This is a genomic window from Alicyclobacillus sp. CIJ1 (assembly GCF_057538885.1).
This window is the reverse complement of the sequence record NZ_BAAJPH010000063.1, coordinates 38,031-61,875: the sequence shown is the minus strand read 5'-3', so window position 1 is coordinate 61,875 and position 23,845 is coordinate 38,031. Positions and strand designations below refer to the sequence as shown.

The 23,845-nt window shown below is 63.9% G+C and carries 20 protein-coding genes and 1 riboswitch; of the genes, 5 read left to right on the top strand and 15 right to left on the bottom strand.

Annotation, left to right across the window (positions count from 1 at the left end):
• Nucleotides 1-118: 118 nt before the first annotated feature.
• From AC27E8_RS01750 to AC27E8_RS01720, 7 genes are all read right to left on the bottom strand, one after another.
• Entirely contained in the window at nucleotides 119-382 is a 264-nt protein-coding gene (locus AC27E8_RS01750; protein WP_012811408.1) for an HPr family phosphocarrier protein, read from the bottom strand.
• Nucleotides 383-400: 18 nt separating this feature from the next.
• Nucleotides 401-1,555: an ABC transporter ATP-binding protein gene (locus tag AC27E8_RS01745; protein ID WP_487099525.1), complete on the bottom strand. Its 1,155-nt coding sequence runs from the start codon at nucleotides 1,553-1,555 to the stop codon at nucleotides 401-403.
• Nucleotides 1,556-1,641: 86 nt separating this feature from the next.
• Entirely contained in the window at nucleotides 1,642-2,709 is a 1,068-nt protein-coding gene (locus AC27E8_RS01740) for a helix-turn-helix domain-containing protein (protein ID WP_487099526.1), read from the bottom strand.
• 163 nt (nucleotides 2,710-2,872) lie between these two features.
• The gene (locus AC27E8_RS01735) at nucleotides 2,873-4,297 is read right to left on the bottom strand and encodes an NAD-dependent malic enzyme (RefSeq protein WP_014465007.1); all 1,425 of its coding nucleotides are present in this window, start codon (nucleotides 4,295-4,297) and stop codon (nucleotides 2,873-2,875) included.
• Between the two features lie 133 nt (nucleotides 4,298-4,430).
• Nucleotides 4,431-5,924, bottom strand: a complete 1,494-nt coding sequence (mqo, locus tag AC27E8_RS01730) for a malate dehydrogenase (quinone) (protein ID WP_041695334.1) — start codon at nucleotides 5,922-5,924, stop codon at nucleotides 4,431-4,433.
• A gap of 246 nt (nucleotides 5,925-6,170) precedes the next feature.
• On the bottom strand, nucleotides 6,171-7,442 hold the full coding sequence (odhB, locus tag AC27E8_RS01725) for a 2-oxoglutarate dehydrogenase complex dihydrolipoyllysine-residue succinyltransferase (RefSeq protein WP_487099527.1): 1,272 nt from the start codon (nucleotides 7,440-7,442) through the stop codon (nucleotides 6,171-6,173).
• A 32-nt stretch (nucleotides 7,443-7,474) separates the two neighbouring features.
• A complete protein-coding gene (locus AC27E8_RS01720; protein WP_487099528.1) occupies nucleotides 7,475-10,300 on the bottom strand; it encodes a 2-oxoglutarate dehydrogenase E1 component in 2,826 nt (941 codons plus the stop codon).
• Between the two features lie 217 nt (nucleotides 10,301-10,517).
• Between AC27E8_RS01720 and AC27E8_RS01715 the strand changes: the two genes are divergently transcribed.
• Genes AC27E8_RS01715 through AC27E8_RS01700 form a run of 4 tightly spaced genes read left to right on the top strand, consistent with a single transcriptional unit; the run spans nucleotide 10,518 to nucleotide 14,970 of the window.
• On the top strand, nucleotides 10,518-11,699 hold the full coding sequence (locus tag AC27E8_RS01715; RefSeq protein ID WP_487099529.1) for a mannosyltransferase family protein: 1,182 nt from the start codon (nucleotides 10,518-10,520) through the stop codon (nucleotides 11,697-11,699).
• Nucleotides 11,700-11,742: 43 nt separating this feature from the next.
• Entirely contained in the window at nucleotides 11,743-12,726 is a 984-nt protein-coding gene (locus tag AC27E8_RS01710; RefSeq protein WP_487099530.1) for an AAA family ATPase, read from the top strand.
• Nucleotides 12,723-13,799 carry a DUF58 domain-containing protein gene (locus AC27E8_RS01705; RefSeq protein ID WP_487099531.1) on the top strand — a complete coding sequence of 359 codons (1,077 nt, stop codon included), beginning with the start codon at nucleotides 12,723-12,725 and terminating at the stop codon, nucleotides 13,797-13,799. The genes AC27E8_RS01710 and AC27E8_RS01705 overlap by 4 nt, the downstream gene beginning before the upstream one ends.
• Nucleotides 13,786-14,970 carry a hypothetical protein gene (locus tag AC27E8_RS01700; RefSeq protein WP_487099533.1) on the top strand — a complete coding sequence of 395 codons (1,185 nt, stop codon included), beginning with the start codon at nucleotides 13,786-13,788 and terminating at the stop codon, nucleotides 14,968-14,970. Before AC27E8_RS01705 ends, AC27E8_RS01700 begins: the two co-directional genes overlap by 14 nt.
• On the opposite strand, the gene AC27E8_RS01695 is transcribed toward AC27E8_RS01700, so the two are convergent.
• Together AC27E8_RS01695 and AC27E8_RS01690 are read right to left on the bottom strand one after the other, a co-directional pair.
• The gene (locus AC27E8_RS01695; RefSeq protein ID WP_487099534.1) at nucleotides 14,949-15,938 is read right to left on the bottom strand and encodes a type I phosphomannose isomerase catalytic subunit; all 990 of its coding nucleotides are present in this window, start codon (nucleotides 15,936-15,938) and stop codon (nucleotides 14,949-14,951) included. The two genes, AC27E8_RS01700 and AC27E8_RS01695, sit on opposite strands and share 22 nt — an antisense overlap.
• Entirely contained in the window at nucleotides 15,926-16,927 is a 1,002-nt protein-coding gene (locus tag AC27E8_RS01690; RefSeq protein ID WP_487099535.1) for a 2-hydroxyacid dehydrogenase, read from the bottom strand. Before AC27E8_RS01690 ends, AC27E8_RS01695 begins: the two co-directional genes overlap by 13 nt.
• Nucleotides 16,928-17,067: 140 nt before the next feature.
• Between AC27E8_RS01690 and AC27E8_RS01685 the strand changes: the two genes are divergently transcribed.
• The gene (locus tag AC27E8_RS01685) at nucleotides 17,068-17,547 is read left to right on the top strand and encodes an anti-sigma factor family protein (RefSeq protein ID WP_487099536.1); all 480 of its coding nucleotides are present in this window, start codon (nucleotides 17,068-17,070) and stop codon (nucleotides 17,545-17,547) included.
• Nucleotides 17,548-17,652: 105 nt separating this feature from the next.
• Here the strand turns inward: AC27E8_RS01685 and AC27E8_RS01680 are convergent, their stop codons facing one another.
• The 6 genes from AC27E8_RS01680 to AC27E8_RS01655 form a co-directional block, all read right to left on the bottom strand.
• The gene (locus AC27E8_RS01680; protein ID WP_487099537.1) at nucleotides 17,653-18,636 is read right to left on the bottom strand and encodes a DMT family transporter; all 984 of its coding nucleotides are present in this window, start codon (nucleotides 18,634-18,636) and stop codon (nucleotides 17,653-17,655) included.
• A 203-nt stretch (nucleotides 18,637-18,839) separates the two neighbouring features.
• Nucleotides 18,840-18,977, bottom strand: a riboswitch (FMN riboswitch).
• A gap of 54 nt (nucleotides 18,978-19,031) precedes the next feature.
• The gene (locus tag AC27E8_RS01675; RefSeq protein ID WP_487099538.1) at nucleotides 19,032-20,195 is read right to left on the bottom strand and encodes a Gfo/Idh/MocA family protein; all 1,164 of its coding nucleotides are present in this window, start codon (nucleotides 20,193-20,195) and stop codon (nucleotides 19,032-19,034) included.
• Nucleotides 20,196-20,216: 21 nt separating this feature from the next.
• On the bottom strand, nucleotides 20,217-21,260 hold the full coding sequence (locus tag AC27E8_RS01670; protein ID WP_487099539.1) for a Gfo/Idh/MocA family protein: 1,044 nt from the start codon (nucleotides 21,258-21,260) through the stop codon (nucleotides 20,217-20,219).
• A 15-nt stretch (nucleotides 21,261-21,275) separates the two neighbouring features.
• Nucleotides 21,276-22,244, bottom strand: coding sequence for a sugar phosphate isomerase/epimerase family protein (locus tag AC27E8_RS01665; RefSeq protein WP_008337672.1), 969 nt, complete (start codon nucleotides 22,242-22,244; stop codon nucleotides 21,276-21,278).
• Between the two features lie 24 nt (nucleotides 22,245-22,268).
• Complete coding sequence (locus AC27E8_RS01660; protein ID WP_487099540.1) at nucleotides 22,269-22,994, bottom strand: sugar phosphate isomerase/epimerase family protein; 726 nt, start codon at nucleotides 22,992-22,994, stop codon at nucleotides 22,269-22,271.
• Nucleotides 22,995-23,837, bottom strand: coding sequence for a sugar phosphate isomerase/epimerase family protein (locus tag AC27E8_RS01655; protein WP_487099541.1), 843 nt, complete (start codon nucleotides 23,835-23,837; stop codon nucleotides 22,995-22,997).
• Nucleotides 23,838-23,845: the final 8 nt, after the last annotated feature.

Here is a 23,845-nt window from a genome sequence, read left to right as displayed (position 1 = left end):
CGGCGTACCGTCGAACCCTCTCCACCTATTCGGGATGACCGCTGAATTTCCTTCTCCACCGCCTCACGCGATGCGAGCCCGACGCCAGGTGGCGCCGGGCTCGGATCCGTCAAGGCGTTCACTCGAACGTATCGCGCGACAGCAATTCCGCGAGGGTCTCCACAGCCCGCTCTGCGTCGCTCCCCTCAGCCTGCAAGGTGACCGATTCCCCACGAGCGATGGCCATGGACATCACCCCCAGGACGCTCTTCGCGTCCACGAAATGTCCGTTTTTCCCAATCCGAATCTGGCTAGAAAACGACGACGCCCGCTTGACAAACTCCGCCGCTGGCCGCGCCGCGAGCCCCTGGGGAAGATTGACGGTCAGAACCTTTTCCACCATGTCATCAACACCTCGACATCACACCAAAGCTTCTTGACGTTCACCCGCAGGACCTGCGGCGAAGCCGATGGACTCCTCCGTCTCCGCGTCGAAGATATGAATCTTGTTCAAGTCAACCGCGAGCTTGACCGAGCTTCCGACGTGGTAGACGTGGCGCGGGTTCACGCGCGCGACGATCGTGTTCGGCCCGATGCTCGTATGCAGATACACCTCCGACCCCATGTGTTCCACGACTTCCACCTGCATCTGCAGCACGGAGTCGGGGTAGGTCGTCATGAACACTTCCTCATCGTGCAGGTCTTCCGGCCGCACGCCGAGCACGACGGGCTTGCCGATGGCCCCCGACGCCTTCAACACGCCGTAACGGCCCTCCGGCAAGCGCAGCGAAATGGAAGGCGCGCGGAAGTAGAACGCATCCCCGTCCTGCACGATCTCGCCGCGAATGAAGTTCATGGCAGGCGAACCGATAAAGCCGGCGACGAACATGTTCTTGGGCTGCGAATACACGACCTGCGGCGTATCCGCCTGCTGGATCACGCCATCGCGCATGACCACGATGCGGTCGCCCATCGTCATGGCTTCCGTCTGATCATGTGTAACGTAAATCACAGTCGTTTGCAAGCGCTGATGGAGCTTCCGGATCTCCGCGCGCATCTGCACGCGCAACTTGGCGTCCAGGTTCGACAGCGGCTCATCCATCAGGAACACCTGCGGCTCGCGCACGATGGCACGACCCAACGCCACGCGCTGGCGCTGACCGCCGGAGAGCGCCTTCGGTTTTCGGTCGAGCAGGTGCGCAATGTCGAGGATCTTCGCCGCCTCCTGCACCCGCCGGTCGATCTCGGCCTTCGGCACCTTGCGCAGCTTCAGGCCGAACGCCATGTTCTGATACACCGTCATATGCGGATAGAGCGCGTAGTTTTGGAACACCATCGCGATGTCCCGGTCCTTCGGCGGCACGTCGTTCACGAGGCGATCGCCGATGTACAGGTTTCCCTCCGTGATGTCCTCGAGTCCAGCAATCATGCGAAGTGTCGTCGTCTTGCCGCAGCCGGAGGGGCCGACGAACACGGTGAATTCTTTGTCCTGAATGTCGAGATTGAAGTCCTTCACCGTCGGCTCCGTCTGGCCAGGATAGGTCTTGTAGATGTGCTCGAGCAACACGCGAGCCACGCTATCAACTCCCTGTCAGAATGCTCACCCCGAGCGTAGCAAAACGCTTTCACGATGGCCATGTGCAACTTGTACAGACCCTTGGCCTATTCGAGTGCAGATTGCCCCCGAAGAAGGGTCGCCGCGGCCAAGAGCGCGAACGCATCGGTGCCCCGGCGAACGTCGAACCCCGACACATCCCGCAGTTTCTCGATTCGCGCGAGCAGCGTGTTCCGGTGCATATAGAGCGATCTCGCCGCTTCGCTGATGTTCAGATTGGATCGCACCATCGCCTCGGCGATCTCACCCCAGCCTGCGGGCCAGTCCTGCATTTCTTCCTCCGAAATGGCCGACACAGCGCGCAAAAAAGCCCTTCTCGACGGCTCGTCCAGCCACAGAAGGGCCATCCGCACAGGGTCGTCGCCAAACACTGCGGCCTCCGTGTTTCGCCGGACCGCCTCTCGCCGCGCTAGCTCGAGCGTCGCCACGCCGGCCGCTGCCTCCTGCGGTGTCCGAATGACGCCCGAGACGGCCACGCGCGCGTCAACCATCGCCTCACTTCGCAACGCGCTCGCGATTTGTTCCGCCAGCGCCGAAATTCCGCGGACGTCCATCTCCGCGTGCCCAAGGGACAGCCAGGCGTGGCGAAGCGCGGCTCGTGGAACCGAAGCGATGGCCAGCGAGAGGTGGGAAGACAGGTGCCAAGCCTCGACCTCGACGTACGCCTCGGTGACCTTCTTCACCATTTCGGCGCTCTCGCGGTGCTCCGCTGCGCCGCCGACGCGAGTCGTCCACTCGATGGCCACGAGGTGAGCCGGGCACGCGGAGAGAGACAAGGATGCGGCGACCTGCGCAATCGGCTCGGCACACGCCAGCCCTGCGGCGGCTGCGACGAGATCCTCCGCGGCGCATTGGCGAAGGCGTGCCACGGGCTCGGCATCCCCTTGCCCACGAGACGAAGACAGCACCCAGGTCAAAAACGCCCGTTCGCCGGGCGCGAGCGGCGTTCCGTCGACGCCGAGACGGTCCCCGACGCGCAAGTAGAGCGCGCCCTCCGGACCTTCCACCCATTCGCCAAGAGGCGCGTTGGGGAGCGACGGTGTCCACGAGATCCACGCGCAGGGTTTTCCCAAGGCAGCAAAGAACCGCGACACCAACTCTGCTTCGAATTCCATGTTCATCTTCGCTCCTACACGTCAAACGTTGGCATTTTCATCGATTCTAGCACGCCTGCGTTCAGCCGCACACATCTCCGAAAGCACGACGAGCGGGGCTCTCGCACCCCGCTCGCGCCCGTTCGTCTCTCGACAGGCTCCGTCCGCTCGATGCTGGAAGGAATCAATAGTTGTCCTTCGGCATGACTTCGCGCCGCGCCACGCCCGTACGGCGTGCGGCCTCGGCTACCGCGTCCGCGACTCGTTGAACAACCGCTTGGTTAAAGACAGACGGAATAATGTAGTCCTCGCGCAACTCGTTCTCGCGGATGATGGACGCGATGGCCTGTGCGGCTGCGAGCTTCATCTCCTCGTTGATGGTCGACGCGCGCGCCGCCAACGCCCCCTTGAACATGCCCGGGAAGCAGAGAAGGTTGTTGATCTGATTGGGGTAGTCGGATCGACCCGTGGCGAGCACGCGCACGTGCGGCGCCGCTAGTTCCGGCTCGATCTCCGGCGTCGGGTTGGCCATCGCGAAGACAATCGGATCCGGCGCCATCTTCTTGATGTGATCAACCGTCAGCACGCCAGGTCCCGACACGCCGATGAACACGTCCGCGCCCACGATGGCGTCGTCCAGGGTGCCCGTGATGTTGTCTGGATTCGTGTGCTCCTTGTACCAGTTCCAGATCTCGTTGTCGTACTGCTTTCCGCGGTGCAGAATGCCCTCGAGCGTGACGCCGATGATGTTCTTCACCCCTGCGGACAAAAGCATCTTGGTGCAGGCCACACCCGCGGCGCCGATGCCGACGATCACGACCTTCATGTCCTCGAGCTTCTTCCCGACGAGCTTCGCCGCGTTCATCAGACCAGCCAACATGACGACTGCCGTCCCGTGCTGGTCGTCGTGGAAGACGGGGATATCGAGCTCCTGTTTCAGACGCTCCTCGATATAGAAACATCGCGGAGACGAGATATCCTCCAGATTGATGCCGCCAAACGCTGGCGCGATGCGCTTCACCGTCTCGACGATTTCGTCTGGATCCTTCGTGTCGAGGCAGATGGGGAACGCGTCCACACCCGCAAACTGTTTGAACAACATGGCCTTGCCTTCCATCACCGGCATGGCCGCATACGGGCCGATGTCCCCGAGGCCCAGCACCGCCGTGCCGTCCGAGACGACGGCCACCGTGTTGCGCTTGATGGTGAGCTGAAACGCCTTAGAGGGATCCTCGTGAATCGCCTCGCACACCCGCGCTACATGCGGTGTGTACACGCGCGAAAGATCCTCGCGGTTCTTCACCTGGATCTTCGGCACGACTTCGAGCTTTCCACCCAAGTGAACGAGGAAGGTCCGGTCGGACACCGCCACCACGTGGATCCCCGGCTCCGCGTCGAGCAACTCGGCGATCTGGCGGCCATGTTCGCGACTCGCCACGTTGATGGTCACGTCTCGCACCACCACGTCCTGCGTCACGCGGATCACGTCCACCGCCGCGATATCGCCGCCGGCGTTCCCGACCAAGCTCGCCACCTTCGCAAACGTGTTGCCTTTGTTGGCGATTTCCAGTCGGTAAATCAGACTAATGCCACTCCGCTGAAACTCCATGCGCGACCTCCTCTTCGCCGTCTCGGCTGGATACGCCTAGTGTAACAGACGCTTGATTTTCAAGACAACACGCCTTCCCGCCCGATCACAAAGGACGCGCCAGACATGCTGGCGCGCCCTCCTTGAGCATGGATCACGCGTCCGTCCGAGCCTCCATCTGATGGAGCCCCAGGACCTCGGCCGTTTCGGCCTGGATGGAGCGCATCAAATCGGGCCTGTCGCGCAGCGTGACGCCGTACGACGGGATCATTTCGCGGATTTTGTTCTCCCACTCCGGCAGCCGGTCCGGGAAACACTTGCGAATGACCTCCAACATAATCGACACGACGACGGAAGCGCCCGGCGACGCGCCGAGCAGCGCTGCGATGGACCCGTCCTTCGCGCTCACGACCTCGGTGCCGAACTGAAGCTCGCCGCGCGGATGGCGCTTGATGACCTGAACGCGCTGCCCCGCGACGACGAGGCGCCAATCCTCATCGCGCGCCGTGGGCACGAACTCGCGCAGCTCGTCCATGCGCTGCTTTTTCGTCAGCATAAGCTGTCGGATGAGATACAGCGTCAGCGAAGCGTTCTTCGCGCCCGCGGCGAGCAGCGTCGACAAATTGTGAAGCTTGACCGACTTGAACAGGTCGAGCATGGAGCCCGTCTTCAAGAAGCGCGGCGAAAACCCGGCAAACGGTCCAAACAACACGTACTCCCGACCGCCGATGACGCGAGAGTCCAGATGTGGCACGGACATGGGGGGCGCGCCCACAGGAGCCTTGCCATACACCTTGGCGCGATGCTGGCGGACAATCTCGGGATTCTCGCAGACCATGAAAAGGCCGCTCACTGGGAAACCACCGATGCCCTTCCCCTCTTCAATTCCGGATTTCTGCAGAAGCAGTAGACTCCATCCCCCGGCCCCGACGAAGACGAACTTCGACACGTGCTCATAGGTGGTGCCGGTCTTGACATCGCGCACGCGGAGCTGCCACATGCCATCGCGCGTGCGCTTCAGGTCCTGGACCTCTTTCCCGCACTGCACGTCTACGCCTTCGCGCTCCAGGTAGTGGAACAGCATTCGGGTGAGCGCGCCGAAGTTCACGTCCGTTCCGGACGCAATCCACGTAGCGGCAATCGGGCGGTCCAGCTTCCGATCCTTCATCATCAGCGGAATCCATTCCCGGAGCCGCTCGGGATCCTCGGAGTATTCCATCCCCTGGAAAAGCGGGTGCTGAGACAACAACTGATGCCGTTTCTTCAAAAACGCCACGTTGGTCTCGCCCTGCACGAAGCTCATGTGCGGCACAGGCACGATAAAATCTCTCGGATGTTCGATGATGCCCTGTCGCACGAGGAACGACCAAAATTGGCGAGAAACGAGGAACTGCTCGTTCACCTGAATGGCCTTGGAGATGTCGATGCTTCCATCTGGCTTTTCGACGGTGTAGTTCAGCTCGCAGAGCGCAGAGTGGCCTGTACCCGCGTTGTTCCACTCGTTGGAACTTTCCACAGCCACCTCGTCCAGGCGTTCGAACACGGTGATGGTCCATTCAGGCGCAAGCTGTCGAAACAAGGTACCCAGCGTGGCACTCATGATGCCGCCACCAATCAGAGCGACATCCGATCTCGTCTTTCCGTCCATGTCGATCCCATCCTTATGCTGATGCGAGCGCGCCATGACGCGCCGCGCAAACCAAACTGTCCGACCTTCGGCGCTGCGACACCTCCGCGCCGAAATCAAGCGGTTTCCGCGCCATTCAACGGATTTCGACAATCCGTATAGAGTATAAATCATCGGCGCGCGATTCGCGAATGCGCGGCATCCTTGGAGGCGCCATAGAAACGGCGGGGTGCGGCCTGAGCCGCCCCCGCCGTCCAGGTTGGCATGTCAGCCTTCGAGCAACAGGGACTCGGGATCCTCGATCAGCCGCTTCACGGTCACCAAGAAGCTCACAGCCTCGGCCCCGTCGACAATGCGGTGATCGTACGAAAGCGCGATATACATCATCGGGCGGATCTCCACCTGCCCATTCACCGCCACCGGGCGCTCTACGATGTTGTGCATCCCAAGGATGCCGACCTGGGGCGCGTTCAGAATCGGCGTCGAGAACAGCGAGCCAAACGTGCCGCCGTTCGTGATGGTGAAGGTCCCACCCTGCAACTCCTCGAGCGTCAGCTTGTTCGCGCGAGCGCGCGCGGCGAGATCGGCAATCTGCTGCTCGATCTCGGCAAACGTCAGGCGATCCGCGTTCCGAACCACCGGCACGACGAGGCCGCCCTCCGTCGCCACCGCGATGCCAATGTCGTAGTGGTGTTTCACAATCATGTCCTCGCCCTGAATCTCCGCGTTCAGGAGCGGGAACTGCTTCAGCGCGCCCACGACCGCCTTCGTGAAGAACGACATGTAGCCAAGCCCCACGCCGTACTTCTCCCGGAACGCGTCCTTGCGCCGCTTGCGGATTTCGATGACCCGGCTCATGTCCACTTCGTTGAACGTCGTCAGCATGGCCGCGGTGTGCTGCGCCTCCACCAGGCGCTTCGCGATAGTCGCGCGGCGACGCGACATCCTGATCCGTTCCTCATCCGGGCGCAGCGCCGACGGTGTCGCGGGCTGAGCGCTCGGAGCGGAAGGCACCTGAGGCGCCGCAGGGGCCGATGGTTGGGCGCCCAGGCCCAAAGCGCCGGCCTGCACCTGGCGGAGATCAATCCCCTGCGCGGCCGCAGCCCGCCGCAGCGACGGCGTCGGGCGCACCAGAAGTTCGCCCGGCACGGAGACCTGAGGCTGCGCCGAGACCTGCGGCGAGGATGGCGCAGATGACGCGGACGGCGCCTGTGGTTGCACCTGCGGAGCGCTCGGCGCCGACGGCTTGACCTCCTGCGCCTGCGCTGCCGGAGCCGACTCCGAGGCAGGCGCAGACGGCGCCTGGCCCTCCGCAATCACAGCAATGACATCCCCTATCGCCACGGTATCCCCGACCTGCTTGAGGATCTGCGCCAGGACACCCGACTCCTCCGCAATGACCTCCACGTTGACCTTGTCCGTCTCCAGTTCCGCGATAGCCTCGCCCGACTCAACCGCATCCCCTTCGCGCTTGAGCCACTGTCCAATCGTCGCTTCCACAATCGACTCGCCTAGCGATGGAACCTTGACCTCTGCCACAATGGCTTCCTCCCCGTATTCGGCATGCGCCCTTAGTGGATATCGTTTGCCAACGCCTGCGCCAAAATTTCAGCTTGTACGCGGTTGTGCACGTCCGGCGATCCTTCCGCCACGAAGCCCTGCTCGGGACGGCCGATATAACGGAGTTTCACCGACGCCGGAAGAAGTTCCTGCAACCTCGGCCGCATGAAGTTCCACGGCCCCTGGTTCTCGGGCTCCTCCTGGAGCCACACCACCTCTTGCAGGTTGGGATACGACGCGATCACGTCCTTCACGCGATCCGCCGGGAACGGGTACAACTGCTCAACGCGCGCGGTAGCCACGTGCGCGCACGCCTCCTCGCCCCGCTTGGACATCTCCGCGGCGAGATCGACGCCCACCTTGCCACTCGAGAGAATCAGGCGGCGAACCGCCTGCGCGCCCTCCCCGGTCTTGGCGAAGTGCAGAACCGGCTGGAACCGGCCATTGGTCAGATCTTCCGGCTTCGAGGCCGCAAGCGGGTTCCTGAGCAAGCTCTTCGGCGTCATGATGACGAGCGGACGCGGGTTTTTGAGCCGTGCCGCCTGGCGCCGCAGCAGATGGAAGTACTGCGCGGAGGTCGTCACGTTCGCCACGACGATGTTGTTGCGAGCGGCGAGCTGCAGGAAGCGCTCCACGCGGCCACTCGAATGCTCGTGCGCTTGCCCCTCGAACCCGTGCGGCAAAAGCAGCACCAGCCCAGAGGTCTCCCCCCACTTCGACCGCGCGGCCACGATGAAGTTGTCAAAGAGGGGCTGACCGACGTTGGCGAAGTCGCCGTACTGCGCTTCCCACAACACGAGCGCGTCCTTGGCTTCCACCGAATAGCCGTATTCGAATCCGATCACGGCCGTCTCCGAGAGCGGACTGTTGTACACGACGAAGCTCGCCTTGGCTCCCGGCAGATGCTGGAGCGGAGCGTAGCGAGCATTGGTGTTCGCGTCGTGGAGCACGAGGTGGCGCTGACCAAACGTTCCGCGCTCCGAATCCTGGCCGGACATGCGGATGGGCGTGCCGGATCGCAGGATGGTTCCAAACGCCAAGGCTTCGGCGTGCGCCCAGTCGATGTCGCCTCCGTCGAGCGCGTCTCGGCGCCGCTCCAGGATGCGCTTCAGCTTCGGGTACACGGTAAAGTCGGGCGGCGTCTCCAGGAGAGCCCGGTTGATCTCCTTCAGTTCCTCCAGAGGTACGGGACTTGCGTCCTCCGTGGGCTCCGAGAAGTCCGTGATGGCCGCAGGCGTGTGGATCTCCGGGTATTTCTTGTAGGCCTGCAGCAATTCCTCGTCGATGGCCTGGTCGATTTTCTGTAGATCCGCTGCCGTGAACGCGCCCCGCGAGACGAGATCGTTTGCGTAGATTTCCATCACAGTCGGATGGGACGCGATTTTCGCGTACATCACCGGCTGCGTCATCGCGGGATCGTCCGACTCGTTGTGGCCCCAACGGCGATACCCGACGAGGTCAATGACGATGTCCTTCTGGAACGTCTCGCGATACAGGAAGGCGAGGCGTACCGCACGCAGGCAGGCTTCCGGATTGTCCGCGGAGACGTGAACCACCGGCAGATCGTAGCCTTTGGCGATGTCGCTCGCGTAACGCGTCGACCGGCCCTGCTCCGGGTCCGCGGTGAAACCGAGGTGGTTATTGGCGATGATGTGAACCGTTCCGCCGGTGTAATAGCCGGGGATCTTCGAGAAGTTGAGCGTCTCAGCCACGACACCCTCGCCAGTGAACGCGGCGTCCCCGTGAACCAGGATGGGAAACGCCTTGTGCACGTCCTGGATGGGCTGCCCGGGACGCGTGCGGTCGTCCTGCGCCGCGCGCGTCATGCCTTCGACGACGGGATCGACGAATTCCAGGTGGCTTGGATTGTTCGACAACACATACCGCGCCTTTCGGCCGTTCGCAGTCTCGAAAGTGCGCGTCCAGCCCATGTGGTACTTCACATCGCCGCCCCAGCCGAGCATGTACTCCGCGAGTTCCTCGTCCGAAGCCATGCCATTGCCGGCATGGAACTCGGAGAAGATGCGCTCGTAGGGCTTCTTCAGCACGTGAGCGAGGACGTTCAATCGGCCGCGGTGTGCCATGCCGATGAAGACGTGATCGAAACCGGCGTCTACTGCCATCTTCGCAAGCGCATCCACCATGGGAACGAGCGCGTCGACACCTTCGACCGAGAACCGCTTCTGGCCTACGAAGCGCTTGTGCATGAACCGCTCGAAGAGCTGCGTGCGCGCCAGCAACTCGTAAAGCGCCTTCGCTTCGTCCAGCGTGAGCGGCTGATGGAAACGCCGATTTTCAATCTGATCCTCGAACCACGCCCGTTCTTCGCGGCTCGAAAGATGGGCAAACTCGTAGCCGAGGTCACTGCAATACGCCTTCCGCAACGCCTCGATGGCCGCGAGTGCGTTAGGCGCGGTTTGCGCGATGGGGCCTCCCACCACTGAAGCGGGTAGAGAGGCGAGATCGGCTTCCACAAGGCCGTACGTCGACGGCTCCAGTTCGGGAGAACCTTCGGGAGCAAACAGCGGATCCGTATCCGCCGCAAGATGGCCGTTCGCGCGGATGGCTTGCGCCAGCTGGTAGGCCTTTGCCGCGGCCTCCAGCGTGCGAGGCGACAAAGCGGAAACCTGAGGTCCGAACACCGGTTGTGTCTCTATCGGTGAAGCAGATACCGCCTGAGCCGGATCCCCGTATTGCGCGAATAAGCTGCGCACGTCCTCCGGCACGGCGTTGGGATCCGCGAGATACTGCTCATACTGCTCAAGCAGGTAGGCCAAGTTCGGCCCTGAGAACTGATGCCAGAACGTCTGCAATGATCCAGGTTGTTCGTTCGCCATTGTGAACCCCTCTTCCACGCGCACTGGGCATGACGGAGCACCCGCTTGGGGCGCCTTGGGACACCCGGGGATCCCAAGCAGGAATTCCGGCCTGGTGTCAGAGAATGAATAGACGGGTAGGACAAACCCTATCCTTTTCCGATTTCTATGTATACCACAGTCGGAATTCCCGCGCAAAACTTCGCGCGCAAAGCACACAGACGGGAGCGAAGTTTCATTGAACGTTCAAGAGCGGCTCTCTCGCGTCCCCCTCGTCCGGCAGGTCCTCACCGCTTGGGCGACGCACTGGATTATTGTGCTCATTGGGCTCCTCGGCCCGATTGGCGACGCGCCGGCCAGGCTCGCCGTCACTGGCACGTGGCTCGACAACTTCGTCCAGTGGGACAGCCAGTGGTTCGTGGACATCGGCCGCTACGGGTACGTGTTTCCCTTGACCGTGCAGAAGACGTTCATCCCGACGGGGAACTCCGTGCCCTTCGTCCCCTACGACAAAGCGGCCGCCTTCCTGCCCGGGCTGCCCATCCTCGTTCACGCGCTCGGCATCGAAGGCGCGTGGGTGCTCACCAATCTGCTGTTTCTTCTGGATCTCGTGCTCGCCTACACCATCGCGGAGCAAGAATGGAAGGGCGCGGGGTTTCCAGCGGCCATGCTGCTCGCCGCCAACCCGTGCGCCATCATCTTCAGTTCGCTTTATACCGAGACGTACACGTTGACGGCATTTCTTGTCATCCTCTGGGGCCTTCAGCGCCCACGGGACAGGCGGCGCCTGGCCGCGGCCTGCCTCGGCGCCTTCCTCGCCCCATCCTTTCACGATCTCGGCGCATTCGCCATTCTGTTTGTCCTGAGACTGGTCAGATTCCGCCGCTTCCTCGCGGCCATGGGCTTCACGGCCTCCTTCTGCATCACGCCCGCAGCCTATGCGCTCTATATGTGGCACCGATTTGGCACGCCATTCGCAATCTTCGCAGCCGAATCGAGCTGGCACCGCCATTGGACTTGGCCATTTGTCAACGTGCGGGACGCCCTGGCCGAGCGCGCGTTCACCTCGGTGGGCCTCGTCACCGTATTCGTCGTAGGACTCCTCTGCGTGCAAGGCGGACTGGCCATCTGGCGAGATCGCTTTCTTTTGGCGCCCCAAGATGGCAGAATCATCGATAGTCTGGAAAGCGGTCTGTGGATGTGGGGCTTGGCAGTCATCGATCTTTGCGCCAACATGCCGCACAATCCGCTCGAGAGCACGCTCCGCTTCGCTGCCGTCGCGTATCCCGCGACCGCCGGCATCGCCCGCAGCTTCGTCCAGCGCCCCACTGCGCCGCTCTATTGGATGGTGTTTTCGGCGTTCGCCACGGTGGGGACGCTCGGCGCAGGGTTGTTCAGTCACGGATGGTTCTTCCAGTGAGCGTGGCAGGCGCCATCGAAGGATACAGAAAGGAAGGAATGACATGCCCGAGACGTTGACGTCGGAATCGGTCGCGCAGGCAAAGCCGGACCTCGACGCCGTCATCCGCGCAGTGTGCCATTGCGTCGTGGGCCAAGATCAGGCCGTGAAGTTGCTCGTCGCCGCGTGCCTTGCCGGAGGCCACGCGCTCCTTGAAGACGTACCCGGAACAGGCAAGACAAAACTCGCCTCCTCCCTCGCTGCTGCGCTCGGGCTGTCGTTCGCCCGGGTGCAGGGTACGCCGGATCTCCTCCCCGCGGACGTCATCGGAACCACGGTGTACCATCCGCGCGAGGAGGCGTTCCGGTTCCACCCGGGTCCCATCTTCACGCAAGTCCTGTTGTTTGACGAGATCAACCGGGCCACTCCCCGTACGCAGTCGGCGCTTCTTCAGGCGATGGCCGAACGCGCGGTGACCGTCGACGGCGAAGTGAGACCCCTGCCGCGGCCGTTCTTTGTCCTCGCGACCGCGAATCCCGTCGAGTCGCAGGGCGTCTTCCCCCTGCCCGAGGCGGAACTCGACCGGTTCCTCGTGCAGGTATCCCTCGGGTATCTGCCGGAATCCCTCGAGATTGAGATGGTCAAGCGCGTCATGGCCGAAGGAGCGGACGGCCCTGCCCCGGCCCCCGTCCTTGGCGCCGACCGGCTTGTCAAGCTGCAACACATGGCCCAGAGGGTCTTCGTGCACGACGACGTGGTGCGCTACGCCGTATCGCTCGCCAGGCGCACGCGCGATCACGACCAAATCTCCCTCGGTGCAAGCCCTCGGTCGGCCGTGTGGCTCGTGCGGCTCTCGCAGGCGCTCGCCCTCCTCGCGGGGCGGCACTTCGTCACGCCCGACGACGTTCAAGAGGCGTTTGTTCCTGTGATGCGCCACCGACTCGTGTATGACATCGCGTGGGCGGATCGCGGGGAGCGAGATCGACTCCTCGAATCCATCCTCGGCGACACGCCGGTGCCGCACGAACGCGAAGTGAGCTCGCCGTGACCTGGCTGTGGCTTCCCTTGCTCATCGTGATGGCCCTTTGGCTTTGGCCGCGCGCATTTGCTCGCGCAGTCTCGGGGCGCGTCGAGGGCTTCCTGACCGCCAGCCGCGCGGAGATGAACCCCGGTGATGAAGTGAGTCTCTGCGTGACGCTCGTCAATCGGTCCTTTATGCCCATCCCCTTGGCCGAGGTCGAGATCGAGCTGCCGCCACAACTGTCCTTTCATCGCGAACAAGCGTCACGCCTTGGGCGTGTGGCGCTCTCCGTCCTCCCACGTCGCCAAGCAGACATCGAGTTTCGCGCGTACGCTTGGCGTCGGGGCCCCGCCCACCCCGTTCAGGCGCGCGCGGCACTCAGCGAGGGATTAGGCCTCCTCGACACCCACATCGCCCTGGACAATCGGGTGTCCCTCGCGGTGCGGCCCCGCCAACTACGCGTGGGACCACGCTTCCCATTCGCCCCTTCCGGGTGGATGACCCGCGAATCCCGCGCGTTTCCCGACGAGACCGCGCTGCGCAGCGTGCGACCCTACGTCATGGGCGATCCGGTCCGGCACATCCACTGGCGCGCATCGGCGCGGCTCGGTCAACTGATGGTCAAGGAATTTTTCACCACCGAGGCGCCGGACTGGGCCATCGTCCTGAGCGCCCAGGCGACCGATCCTTATTGGGCAGGCGCGCTCCATCCCGACACGTTTGACGCCATGTGCGAGCAGGCGCTCGCCATCGCGCAGTGGCTCACACGCGGCGGCGGGCGCGTGGATTTCGCCACCAACGCCGCCTGTGGGAATCGGCAGCGGGCGACCATCGCGTGGCTCTCTGCAGAGGGCGTCGCATCCCTGCTCGCGCACGCCCAGCCCATCGCGACGTGCGATCTCGACGCGCTGGCGACCGCATTGTCGCGATCCCCTTCGTCGCCGCGGCACTGGATTGTCCTGAGCCCACGCGCAGAGGGCGCCGCAAAAAGCTGGACGTCCCGTTTTGGGGTTCAGGTCACATGGATTTCGGCCCGTCCATCCGCGGAAGAAGATCGTCAAGACGCAACCGTGGAGGCTTCACACGATGCGAACAGGTAATCGCGGCACCGTTCAATCAGGGAGGCGGTCGTACATCGGCCTCGCGGACGCGCCTCTCACCTTTCGCGCGTTGATGAGTGGATCTCAAGGGATGATGGCCGCGTGGGCCATCGCGAGCTTGTTCTGGAGTCGCTCGGGTGACTTCGGGGACCTCATCTGGCTCACCGTTTCGGCATGGGCGTCGAGCGCCTGTGCGGCCGCCGCGGCGCGGCGCCCCGCTCCACAGGCCGCTGCCCTTGGCGCCGCCGCAGGAGCGGTGTGCAGCGCAGCGGGCTTTGTTCCCCTGCACCGGCCGAGCTGGCTCGCCGCAGGCATCGCTGCGTCCATCCTCGCCGCAGCACTGTGGCTCCCCTTCGCGACCTACGGCGACATCGCCCTCGCGAGTCGCGGCTTAGTTCGCGCCGCGACCGGGATCGTCGTGACGGGCTGGGTGACCTACCTCGTCTTCGTACGACCGCTGGCCGCGCCGACCCCTGCAGGGCAAGCCGTGGCCACAGCCTATCCGTGCCTCACCATGCTCGCAGCCGTGGCGACGGCGCGGGCCGCGCATCGGCTGACTTACGGCTCGCGCTTGGAAGGCGCATGGTTTGCGCCCATCGCGCTCGCCGTGGCCTTCCGCGACGTGCCTGTCCGGTTGCTCAAGGCGGTCGTCCGCCTGTCCATCACAACGGCCGGCCTGGTCGCAGCGGGTGCGGTGCTCGTGGCCATTTTGCCCCGAATCGCTCGACCACGCGCCGTGACAGGCAGGCCGACCGCGGCGAACCACCCGCCGCTCGGGCTCCGGCAGCCCGCGGCCGCGGCGCACACGGCCGTCCCCTTGCCGCTCGTGTTGACCGCAGCCGCCGTCGCCGTGGCCCTGCTCGTGGCGCTAGGGTGGATGGCGCGCGGGCTCGTTCGAAACCGCGAGCTTTCGCGCGCCCCAGAGGCTGTTCCTTCGCGCATCACCCAGAGGCGAATTGAAGATGGGTTTCGGCTAGTGCCCACATCCGAGCCCGTGCGCGTCCGCATGCAGCAGCGCTTGCGCGCCTGGCACCGCACAGGGCACACCCTCGCACGAGCCGAGACCATCCGCTCGTTGGTCGGCCGCCTGCCCGACGAACTTCGGGATCCGGGCGATCCGGCCCTACTCCGCGCGTATGAGCAGATCCGTTACGGCCCGGACGAGCCGTAGAACGCGCGGATGACCGTGAGCGCCTCGTCCGCCTCCCACGCGTACCGAGGCACGTCCGCCGGGATGACGAGCGCATCCCCCGCCTTCACGGGCAGGCGCATCTCCTCGCCCTCCGCGACACAGCGAAGGTACCCCGATCCTTCCACCACCATCGCGCAGTCCGGATTCCCCCGCACGCCCTGTTCCATCTCGGCGGCTCGTTGCGCCACGCGGACGCGATCGATCGTGAAATACGGGCACGACACCAGTCGCACCATTTCAAACCCGGGTTCGTCCACCACCGCCATCGGCTTCGGCTCGGGCGGCTCTGTGCCATAGGCGATCACGTCCGCCGCCTTTTCGATGTGCAGCTCGCGCGGTTTGCCGTTGGCATCGACCCGATCCCAGTCGTACACGCGGTACGTCACGTCGGAGGTCTGCTGAACCTCGAGCACCTTGGTGCCCCGGAGCAACGCGTGCAGCGTGCGGGACGGCACAAAGACGAGATCGCCCTTCCGAATGGGGCGATAGGTCAAGTAATCGCGCACCCGGCCCTCCCGCACGGCGCGAAGGTAGGTCTCCCGGTCGGGGAACGAGTGGCCGAGAATCACCCGCCCGTCCGGCGGAGCGTCGAGCACGTACCAGGCCTCCGTCTTGCCGGCGTCGCCCTCGTGGGCTTCGGCGTAGGCGTCGTCCGGATGGACCTGAACCGACAGATCATCGTGGGCTTCGATGAACTTGACGAGCAGCGGAAACCGCTTCTGGGGCGAGTGCTGGCCGAGATAGGCTTCCGGATAGATCTCGACCAACTCCTGCAGCGTCTTGCCATCGAGCGGACCGCCATCCACCACGCTCATGCCGTTCGGATGTGCGGAGATCACCCAGTATTCGCCGATGGGGCGATCCGTCGTTACCCCAAACATCGGCTTCAACTCATCGCCGCCCCAGATCCGCTCCATGGCGACCGGCTTACATTTTACGGGCCACATGTCGATCCCTCCTCTTCCAGGTCTTTCAGTTCCGGCACGATATACGCATCCTTCGGCCGGCCCTCTAGCACGGCAATCAAGTTGTCGATGGCGAGATCGAGCATGGCGGTTCTCGTCGCTTGCGTCGCCGAGCCGATGTGAGGCACGCAGACCACGTTGGGCAAGGACAGAAGGGGGTGGTGAGGCGGAATGGGCTCCTGGCGATACACGTCGAGCCCAGCGCCGCGGATCCAACCTTCGCGCAAGGCTTGAACCAATGCGTCCTCATCCACCGTCTTTCCACGAGAAAGGTTGATGAAGATGGCGCTTGGTTTCATCAACCTGAATCTATCCTGGTTCATGAGGTTCTCGGTCTCCGGTGTGAGTGGCGTCAGCAAGACCACGAAGTCTGAAGCCTGAAGGAGATCCGGCAGGTCCGCGTAGCGCGCGCCGAACGCCTGCTCCACGTCGTCGTGGCGGGATCGCGCGTGGTATAGGATGTTCATGGAGAATCCGAACTTCGCGCGTTTGGCGAGCGCGCGGCCGATGCGGCCCATGCCCACGATGCCGAGCGTCCGGTGATGAACGTCGACGCCGTAGAGGACCTCTTCGTCGCCCTTCTTCCAGTCGCCTCTGCGGACGTAGGCGTCCAACTCGACAATGCGGCGGGCCACTGCGAGCATGAGCGCCATGCCGAGATCGGCGACGGTGTCGTCGAGCACATGCGGCGTATGTGCGCCGAGGATGCGCCGCCTCCGCATGGCGGCGAGGTCGAAATGATCATAGCCCACGGAGGCCGTGGATGCCACCTTGAGATGCGGCGCCTGTTCGAGGAGCGTCTCGTCGACGCGCGTGCCGAATGTGATGAGCCCCACGGCGTCGTGAAGCGCAGAGAACAGTTCGGCCTGCGAGAACCGCTGACCTTCCTGCGGGCAAGCCACGTCGCCGAAGCGGGACAGCTTCTCGCGTTGCGCCGCGCTGAGCGGCTTGGTGGAAACAATGCTTGCCATATGCGCCCTCCCTTTGAATGCCGTTGCCAGTTTCACTGTACCTTGAACGGCGACTCGAAGAAAGGGCTTCTCAATCGCGCTGGATCGTGGTTTACTGAAAAACGATGGGGTATGGATTCCGTCAAGAGGGTGAGAACCATTTGGACAACCCGTCCATCTGTTCCTATTGCGTCGATTACGCGCTGAACGAACTGAAAGACGAGCTGGTGAAGAAGCGATTCGAACGCCACCTCGCCACGTGCCCAGCGTGTCGCCGCGATGTCGCGGAGTTTCGCGAGCTCATCACCATGTTTCAACCTAAGGACGCGACTGATGACAGCCCAGCCTCGACACATCCGCCTGTGAGGAGCGCGCAGATTATTGCCTTTCCCGCGCAGCCCAAGGAGGACTTGCAGCCTATCTCGGCCAAGCGGTATGTGCGGCGCAAACGGCTCACCGCCCTCAGCCTGAGTTTCGCGCTCCTCCTCATGAGCTTCGTGAGCCTCGCGGGCGATCACGGCCGATACTCGAAGGCGCTTGGCACCGCGGCGTGGCACAGAATTTCGCACGTGTCTCGGGCCATCGTGCATCGAGGCGAGGAAATCACGGACAAGTGGCATTGGAAGAAGGGCCTGTTGTAGTCAGCGGCGGCGGATCTCCTCAAGGGAGAACCGCCGCCTTTTCTCTCGATACTCGCCCTTCCTCGATGGAACGTGCATGGACCGGCGGACGATGACATCTTCCGCTCAGGCCGCCGTGCCCGCCGACGCCTCCCGAACGCTCCGCTCACCGAGATCCGAGCTATCCGCCATGCGCGAGAGCGCGTACACCGCCATCCACACGAGCGCAAAGCCCACCCACTGGGCCGCATGCACCGTCTGATGCAAGAATAGCGCGTTCACCGCGAGTCCCGTGGCCGGAAACGCGAGCTCCGCCAACGTGGCGTACGAAGCCTTGACGCCTCCAAGCCCCCGATAGTACACCAACAGGCTGAGCAGGCTCGGCACCACCGTCTGGTAGATCAGGTTGCCCATCACAGCCCAGTGCCCCAAGCCGTCTGCCACCCGGGACCAGTTCGGGTGACCGAAGAGGGTGAGCGCCACGAGAAGCGGCAGCGCGGATCCGAAGCGAAGGGCCGTCATCGTGGGAAACGAAACCTTGCGCATCACGCGCTTGCCCATGACGGTGGATCCGCCCCACAGAAACGCCGCCCCGAGCGCACACAAGCCGGCCCGCGCGCTCGCATGGGTCAAGGAGGGCCATGTCAAGCCGAAGGTCAGGATGTACGCGCCTATGAGAGCCACCGCGAACCACGGCCAATACGCGCGCCGGACCCGCTCGCCCAGCACGATGGCGGCCAACAACAGCGCGAACACCGGCTGAAGCTTCTGCAAAAGCAGGACCTCATTCACGGCGTCGGATCGGATGCCCACGGCGAGCCCGACGTTGAACAGGATGGAGGCCACGGCCGAGCCGCCCCATGCGACAAACAGGACGGCGAGCCAATCCGCGGCGCCGAGCTCCAGCCATTCCCGCCGCCTGCGGACGAGCACCGGAATCGCGTAAAGCGCGAGCAACACGTGCTCGAAGCAGACGATTTCAATCGACGTGAACCAGTGCTGAAGCGCGAGAATGAAAAGCGCGTCGAGCCCCCACAGCGCGGCTCCGCACGCGATGAGCCAGAGCGAACCGTGGTTGCTCGCACGAGACGAAGTGGATAAGTCCTTCACAGGGCGTCCCTCCGCGTTCTATCGTTTCTCCGGAGGAACCCTGGGAGCACATGGAGAACTGGGTGCCGCAAACGCGCGAAGCCCCGAGGAACCTTCGTCCCCCGGGGCTGTTGGACCGCAACAAGACACGGCGCACGCCACGAGCGCACACCGCAAGGCTGTCTCTCACAGCCATGACGGCGCACCTGCGCGCTGCGACCACCGCGAACCTTCTCCCATCCGGACTTTTACCGTCGGCTTTGGAATCTCACCAAATCCGTCGCCACAACGTGGCGAGTCGCGGGCTTAGGCCAAAGGCCATCACCGCCGGTCGGGAATTTCACCCTGCCCCGAAGGTTCCTGTTCACTTGTCGCCATTGTACTGCAAATTCGTAAGTCCGTGCAAGGCCGTCCGCTCAGCGGTACTCCACGTTTTCCCACGACCTCGACGCCGCGGCCTTCTCGACTGCCTCCAACACACATTGATTGCGAACGCCGTCCTCGAAGTCGGGCTTCACAGGCTGGTCTTCGACCAAGCCCTTGAAAAACGCGCCAAACAGGTTCAAAAACGTGTGCTCGTAGCCGATGATGTGCCCCGCGGGCCAGTACCGCTCCGCGTACGGGTGCAAGGGTTCCGTGCAGTTGATGCGGCGGAACCCTTGCAATCCCGGCTCGTCGCTGTGGAAGTAGACCTCGAGCCAGTTCATGTCCTCGAGGTTCCAGCGAAGAGATCCCTTCTCGCCGTTAATCTCGAACTGATTGCCGTTTCGATGCCCGCCCGCAAACCGCGTGGCCTCGAACACGCCCATCGCCCCGTTGTCGAAGCGGGCGAGGAAGGCCACGGCGTCGTCCACGTCGACGCGCCCCGTGCCGCCAGACGCTCTCGCCTCAAGCCCGCCGGCCATCTCGCCCAGGGGCCGCTCCTTGATAAACGTCTCCATGCAAGCCGCGACTTCGCGGATTTCGCCGACCAAAAACCGGGCGAGATCCAGAATGTGCGCCGCGATGTCGCCGAGCGCTCCCGATCCCGTCACGTCCTTGCGCAGGCGCCACACGAGCGGAAAGTCGGGGTCCATGATCCAGTCCTGCAGATACTGCGCCCGCACGTGGTAGATCCGCCCCAGGCGCCCGTCGTCGATCAGCCGCTTCGCGAACTGTACAGCCGGCGCGTACCGGTAATTGTGGCACACGAGGTGACGGACACCTGCCGCCTGCACCGCGTTGCGCATGCGGACCGCCTCGTCCACCGTCATGGCGAGCGGTTTCTCGCAGATCACGTGCTTGCCGTGCTCCGCCGCGGCGATGGCGATCTCGGCATGCGCGTTGTTCGGCGTCACGATGTCGATCACGTCGATGTCGTCGCGCTCCACCAACCGCCGCCAGTCCGTCTCGTACGACGCGAAGCCGTACGCCTCGGCCGCCCGCCGAAGCGGCTCCTCACTCCGCCCGGCGATGGCCTGCAGCACCGGCGTGACGGGGAGCTCGTCGAAAAAGAAGTCCAGGTCTCGATACGCGTGGCTGTGGGCTTTGCCCATGAATTGATAGCCCACCATGCCGATTCGAATCGAACGCTTCGGCATCCCGATTCCTCCTATCCCGGCCTACAGCTTCACGGGTTCGCCCCGCTCCGCGGATTCGTAGAGGCCGTTCAAGATGCGCTGCAGCTTGACCCCCTGCTCGGCCGTGGACAGCGGCGGCTCGCCCGTCAGGCACGCGTCAACCCAGCGGCGGATCTCGCGCTCATAGGGCGAGATTTCCGGCAAGTACGCAGGCGTGACGTCGATGAGCGCGCCGTGCTTCTCCTGGTAGATTTCGAGCGGGAAGACGTTGGCGCCGCCGAGATCGCCCATCAGCTTCACATTCATGACGTCGCGCTCTTTCACGTTCGCCGCGAACGCCGACTCGATGACGAGCGTCGCCCCATTCGCGAATTGAATCATGCCGCGCGCCATGTCTTCCACGGTGAAGTGTTCCCAATCCCAGTCGCCGAGAAGCCCGACGCCCTTGCGCGTGCCGAGCTTTTGATACGTTGCCCCCCACACCATCGTCGGCTCGGGGTAGCCCATGAGGTACAGCGCCGTGTCGAGCATGTGGCAGCCGATGTCGATGAGCGGCCCGCCGCCCTGCAGCTCCTTGTTCGTGAACACGCCCCAGCCCGGGATGCCGCGGCGCCGCACGGCGATGGCCGTGCCGGCGTAGATCTCGCCGAGCTCCCCCGCGTCGATGAACCGCTTCAGGCAGTCCACCTCGCTCGTGTGCCGATAGTGGAACCCGTACGACAGGTGTCTCCCGCTCTTCTTCGCCGCTTCCGCCATCGCCTGCGCCTCTTCCACCGTCATGGCCGGCGGCTTCTCGCACAGCACGTGACAGCCCGCCTCGAGCGCCTTTACTGTCGCATCCTTGTGGAATTTGTTGGGCGTGCAGACGCTCACCACGTCGAGCTCTGCCTTTTCCAGCATCTCATCCACGGTCTTGAAAAAGTGCGGAATGCCCCACCGCTTGGCCGCCTCTTCCGCGCGATCGACCGCCACATCGCAGACGGCCACGATTTCCACCTGTTCGCCGCACTTCTTGTAGTTGGGGATATGCACCTGCTGGGCAATGCCGCCCGCCCCCACGATACCGACGCGAATCTTGTCTGCCACTTCGATGTCCTCCTCTTAGGCCCACCACATCTGCTGAAGTTTTTCGCGGATCACGAGCGGCCGCAAAAACGCGACGGCCTTCTGGAATCCCTCTTCGATGGACATGAGGCTGTCCTCGTGCTCGATGGAGATGACGCCGTCGTACCCGTTCATCTGCAGGGCGCTCAAGAGATCCGCCCAGGTCTGCTGATCGTGTCCGTAGCCTACCGTGCGGAAGATCCAGGCCCGCTTCAGCTCCTCGCGGTACGGCTTCGTGTCGAGCACGCCGTCGCGCGCCACGTTGTGCTTGTTGAATCCTGTGTCCTTCGCGTGCACGTGGAAGATGCACCGGTGCGGCGCGAGGGCATGCACAGCCTCGACGGGATCAATCCCCTGCCAGAACATGTGGCTCGGATCGAAGTTGATGCCGATTTGCTCGCCGCACGCGTCGCGCAGGCGCAGGAGCGTCTCTCCGTTATACACCACGAACCCGGGGTGCGCCTCGATGGCGATGCGCACGCCGTGATCGGCCGCGAACCGGTTCATCTCCGTCCAGTACGGGATGACTTTCTCCTTCCACTGCCACTCGAGCACGCGCGAATACTCCTCCGGCCACGGGCAGGTGACCCAGACGGGATTCTCCGAGCGCTCCGATTCGCCCGGGCAGCCGGAGAACGTGACGACCGTCTTCACGCCGAGTTCCGCGGCCAACCGGATGGTCTCGCGCAGCTCCTGATCCGCCTTCTGGCGCACCTCCGCGTTCGGATGGAGCGGATTGTTGTGGCACGAGAGCGCCGAGATCTCGAGCCCGCGCGAGGTGATGGCGTTGAGGAATGCGGACCGCTTCTCCGCAGAGGCGAGGAGCGCTTCCCGATCGCAGTGCGCGTTTCCGGGGTAACCGCCTGTGCCGATCTCGACCGCGTCCACGCCTGCCGCGGCGACGTGATCGAGCATCTCTTCGAACGGCATTTGGCTGAAGAGCACGGTGAAAATGCCGAGTTTCATGCAACAGCCTCCCTTCGTGTTGCGTCACAGACGCGACTGCAAAAATTGGAGCGAGGTGGCGATGGCCTCGAACGGATCGCCCGGACAGACGTCCTGTTCGACGATCACGTACCGCACCCCTGCTTCCGCGGACGCCTGGAAGATGGCATCCCAGGGGAGCACGCCCGTCCCTACCGCCGCGAAGTGCCCATCCGGCGTGGCGTCTTTCGCGTGCAGGAGATCCAGGCGGCCGCGATAGCGCCGGATGATCTCGACGGGATCGAACCCTGCGTGATGCGCCCAGTACACGTCGAGCTCGAGGCCCGCGCCGGGCACGCGCCCAAGCAGCCAGTCGAGCGCCGTCTGCCCCTCGTACGGCACGAATTCGAAATCGTGGTTGTGATACGAGAAGCCAAGCCCTGCCGCGCGCAGGCGCTCCGACGCGCGGGCGAGCACGTCGGCCAAGGCCGCGTAATCTTCGCGGCGCTCGGCGGGAAGCCACGGACACACGACGTACTCGAGGCCAAGCGCCCGCGCTTCTTCGAGCACGCCATCCATCTCGGACTCCAGGCGAGCCAACGGGACATGGGCGGAAATCGCGCGAAGCCCCAACTCGTCGAGGCGGCGACGCAAATCCCCCGCGGTATAAGGCCCGTAGTGGTGAAGCTCAATCAGGCGGAAACCGATTTCGGCCACGCGGCGGAGCGTCCCGTCGAAATCGTCCTCCAGCGGTTTGCGCAGCGTGTACATCTGCAGCGCGATGTCGGGCATTCAGTTCTCTCCCTTCGCCAACGCGATGAACTGTTCCAGGCGCTCTCGGACGAGGCGCGCCCGCGACTCCCCTGTGCCGTCAAGCGGCGCCTCGTGCAACACCTCGGCCGCCACCGGCCCGCGGTAGCCGGCGCGATACAGCCCGCGCAAAAAAGGCACGAGCGGAATTCGGCCATCGCCCGGCAGGAGGCGCCTGCCGTCGTGCGCGTCCTCCGGCGCGTCCTGGGTGTCGTTGATATGCACGTAGACCACCTTTTCCGGCGGGAGCTCGGCGAGATCGTCCTCGTGCTCTCCCGCGGTGTACCAGTGGTAGCTGTCGACGAGCGCGCCGACGTTGGGCGCGCCGATGGCTTCCCAAAACGTTTTCAGGTCCGCGAGCGACTGCACGAACGGATACCTCCGGTGGCGCAAGTGGTGCGGGCCGACGTACTCCAGGCCCACGCGCATGCCGAGCGGCAAGAGCTCCACGGCCACCTGGCGGATGCGGCGCGCGAGCTGAGAAATGTAGCGCACCGGCTCCTCGTCCATCGAAGGCCACAGAAACGCCGTCACGCTGCGCGCGCCAAGCCTCAGGCACAGACGGGCCCGATCCGGCAGAAGCGAGAGATCGCGCAGGAACGCCGGTTCTGCGTCGTACAGATTGAGCGGGAGGCCGAGGTTGGCGAGCACGAGGTCGCGCTTTTGAAACATGGCTTCCACCGCCGCGTCGCCGCGCCGCTCCGCCTCGGCTTCCAACCAGTGAAACGGGACGTCGACGTAACGGTAACCGGTTTCACGCGCGAGGTCAAGATACGGGACGAGCGAGGTCTCGTCGACGAGGGTCGGATGCAGACAGGGTTCCATGTGGGAAT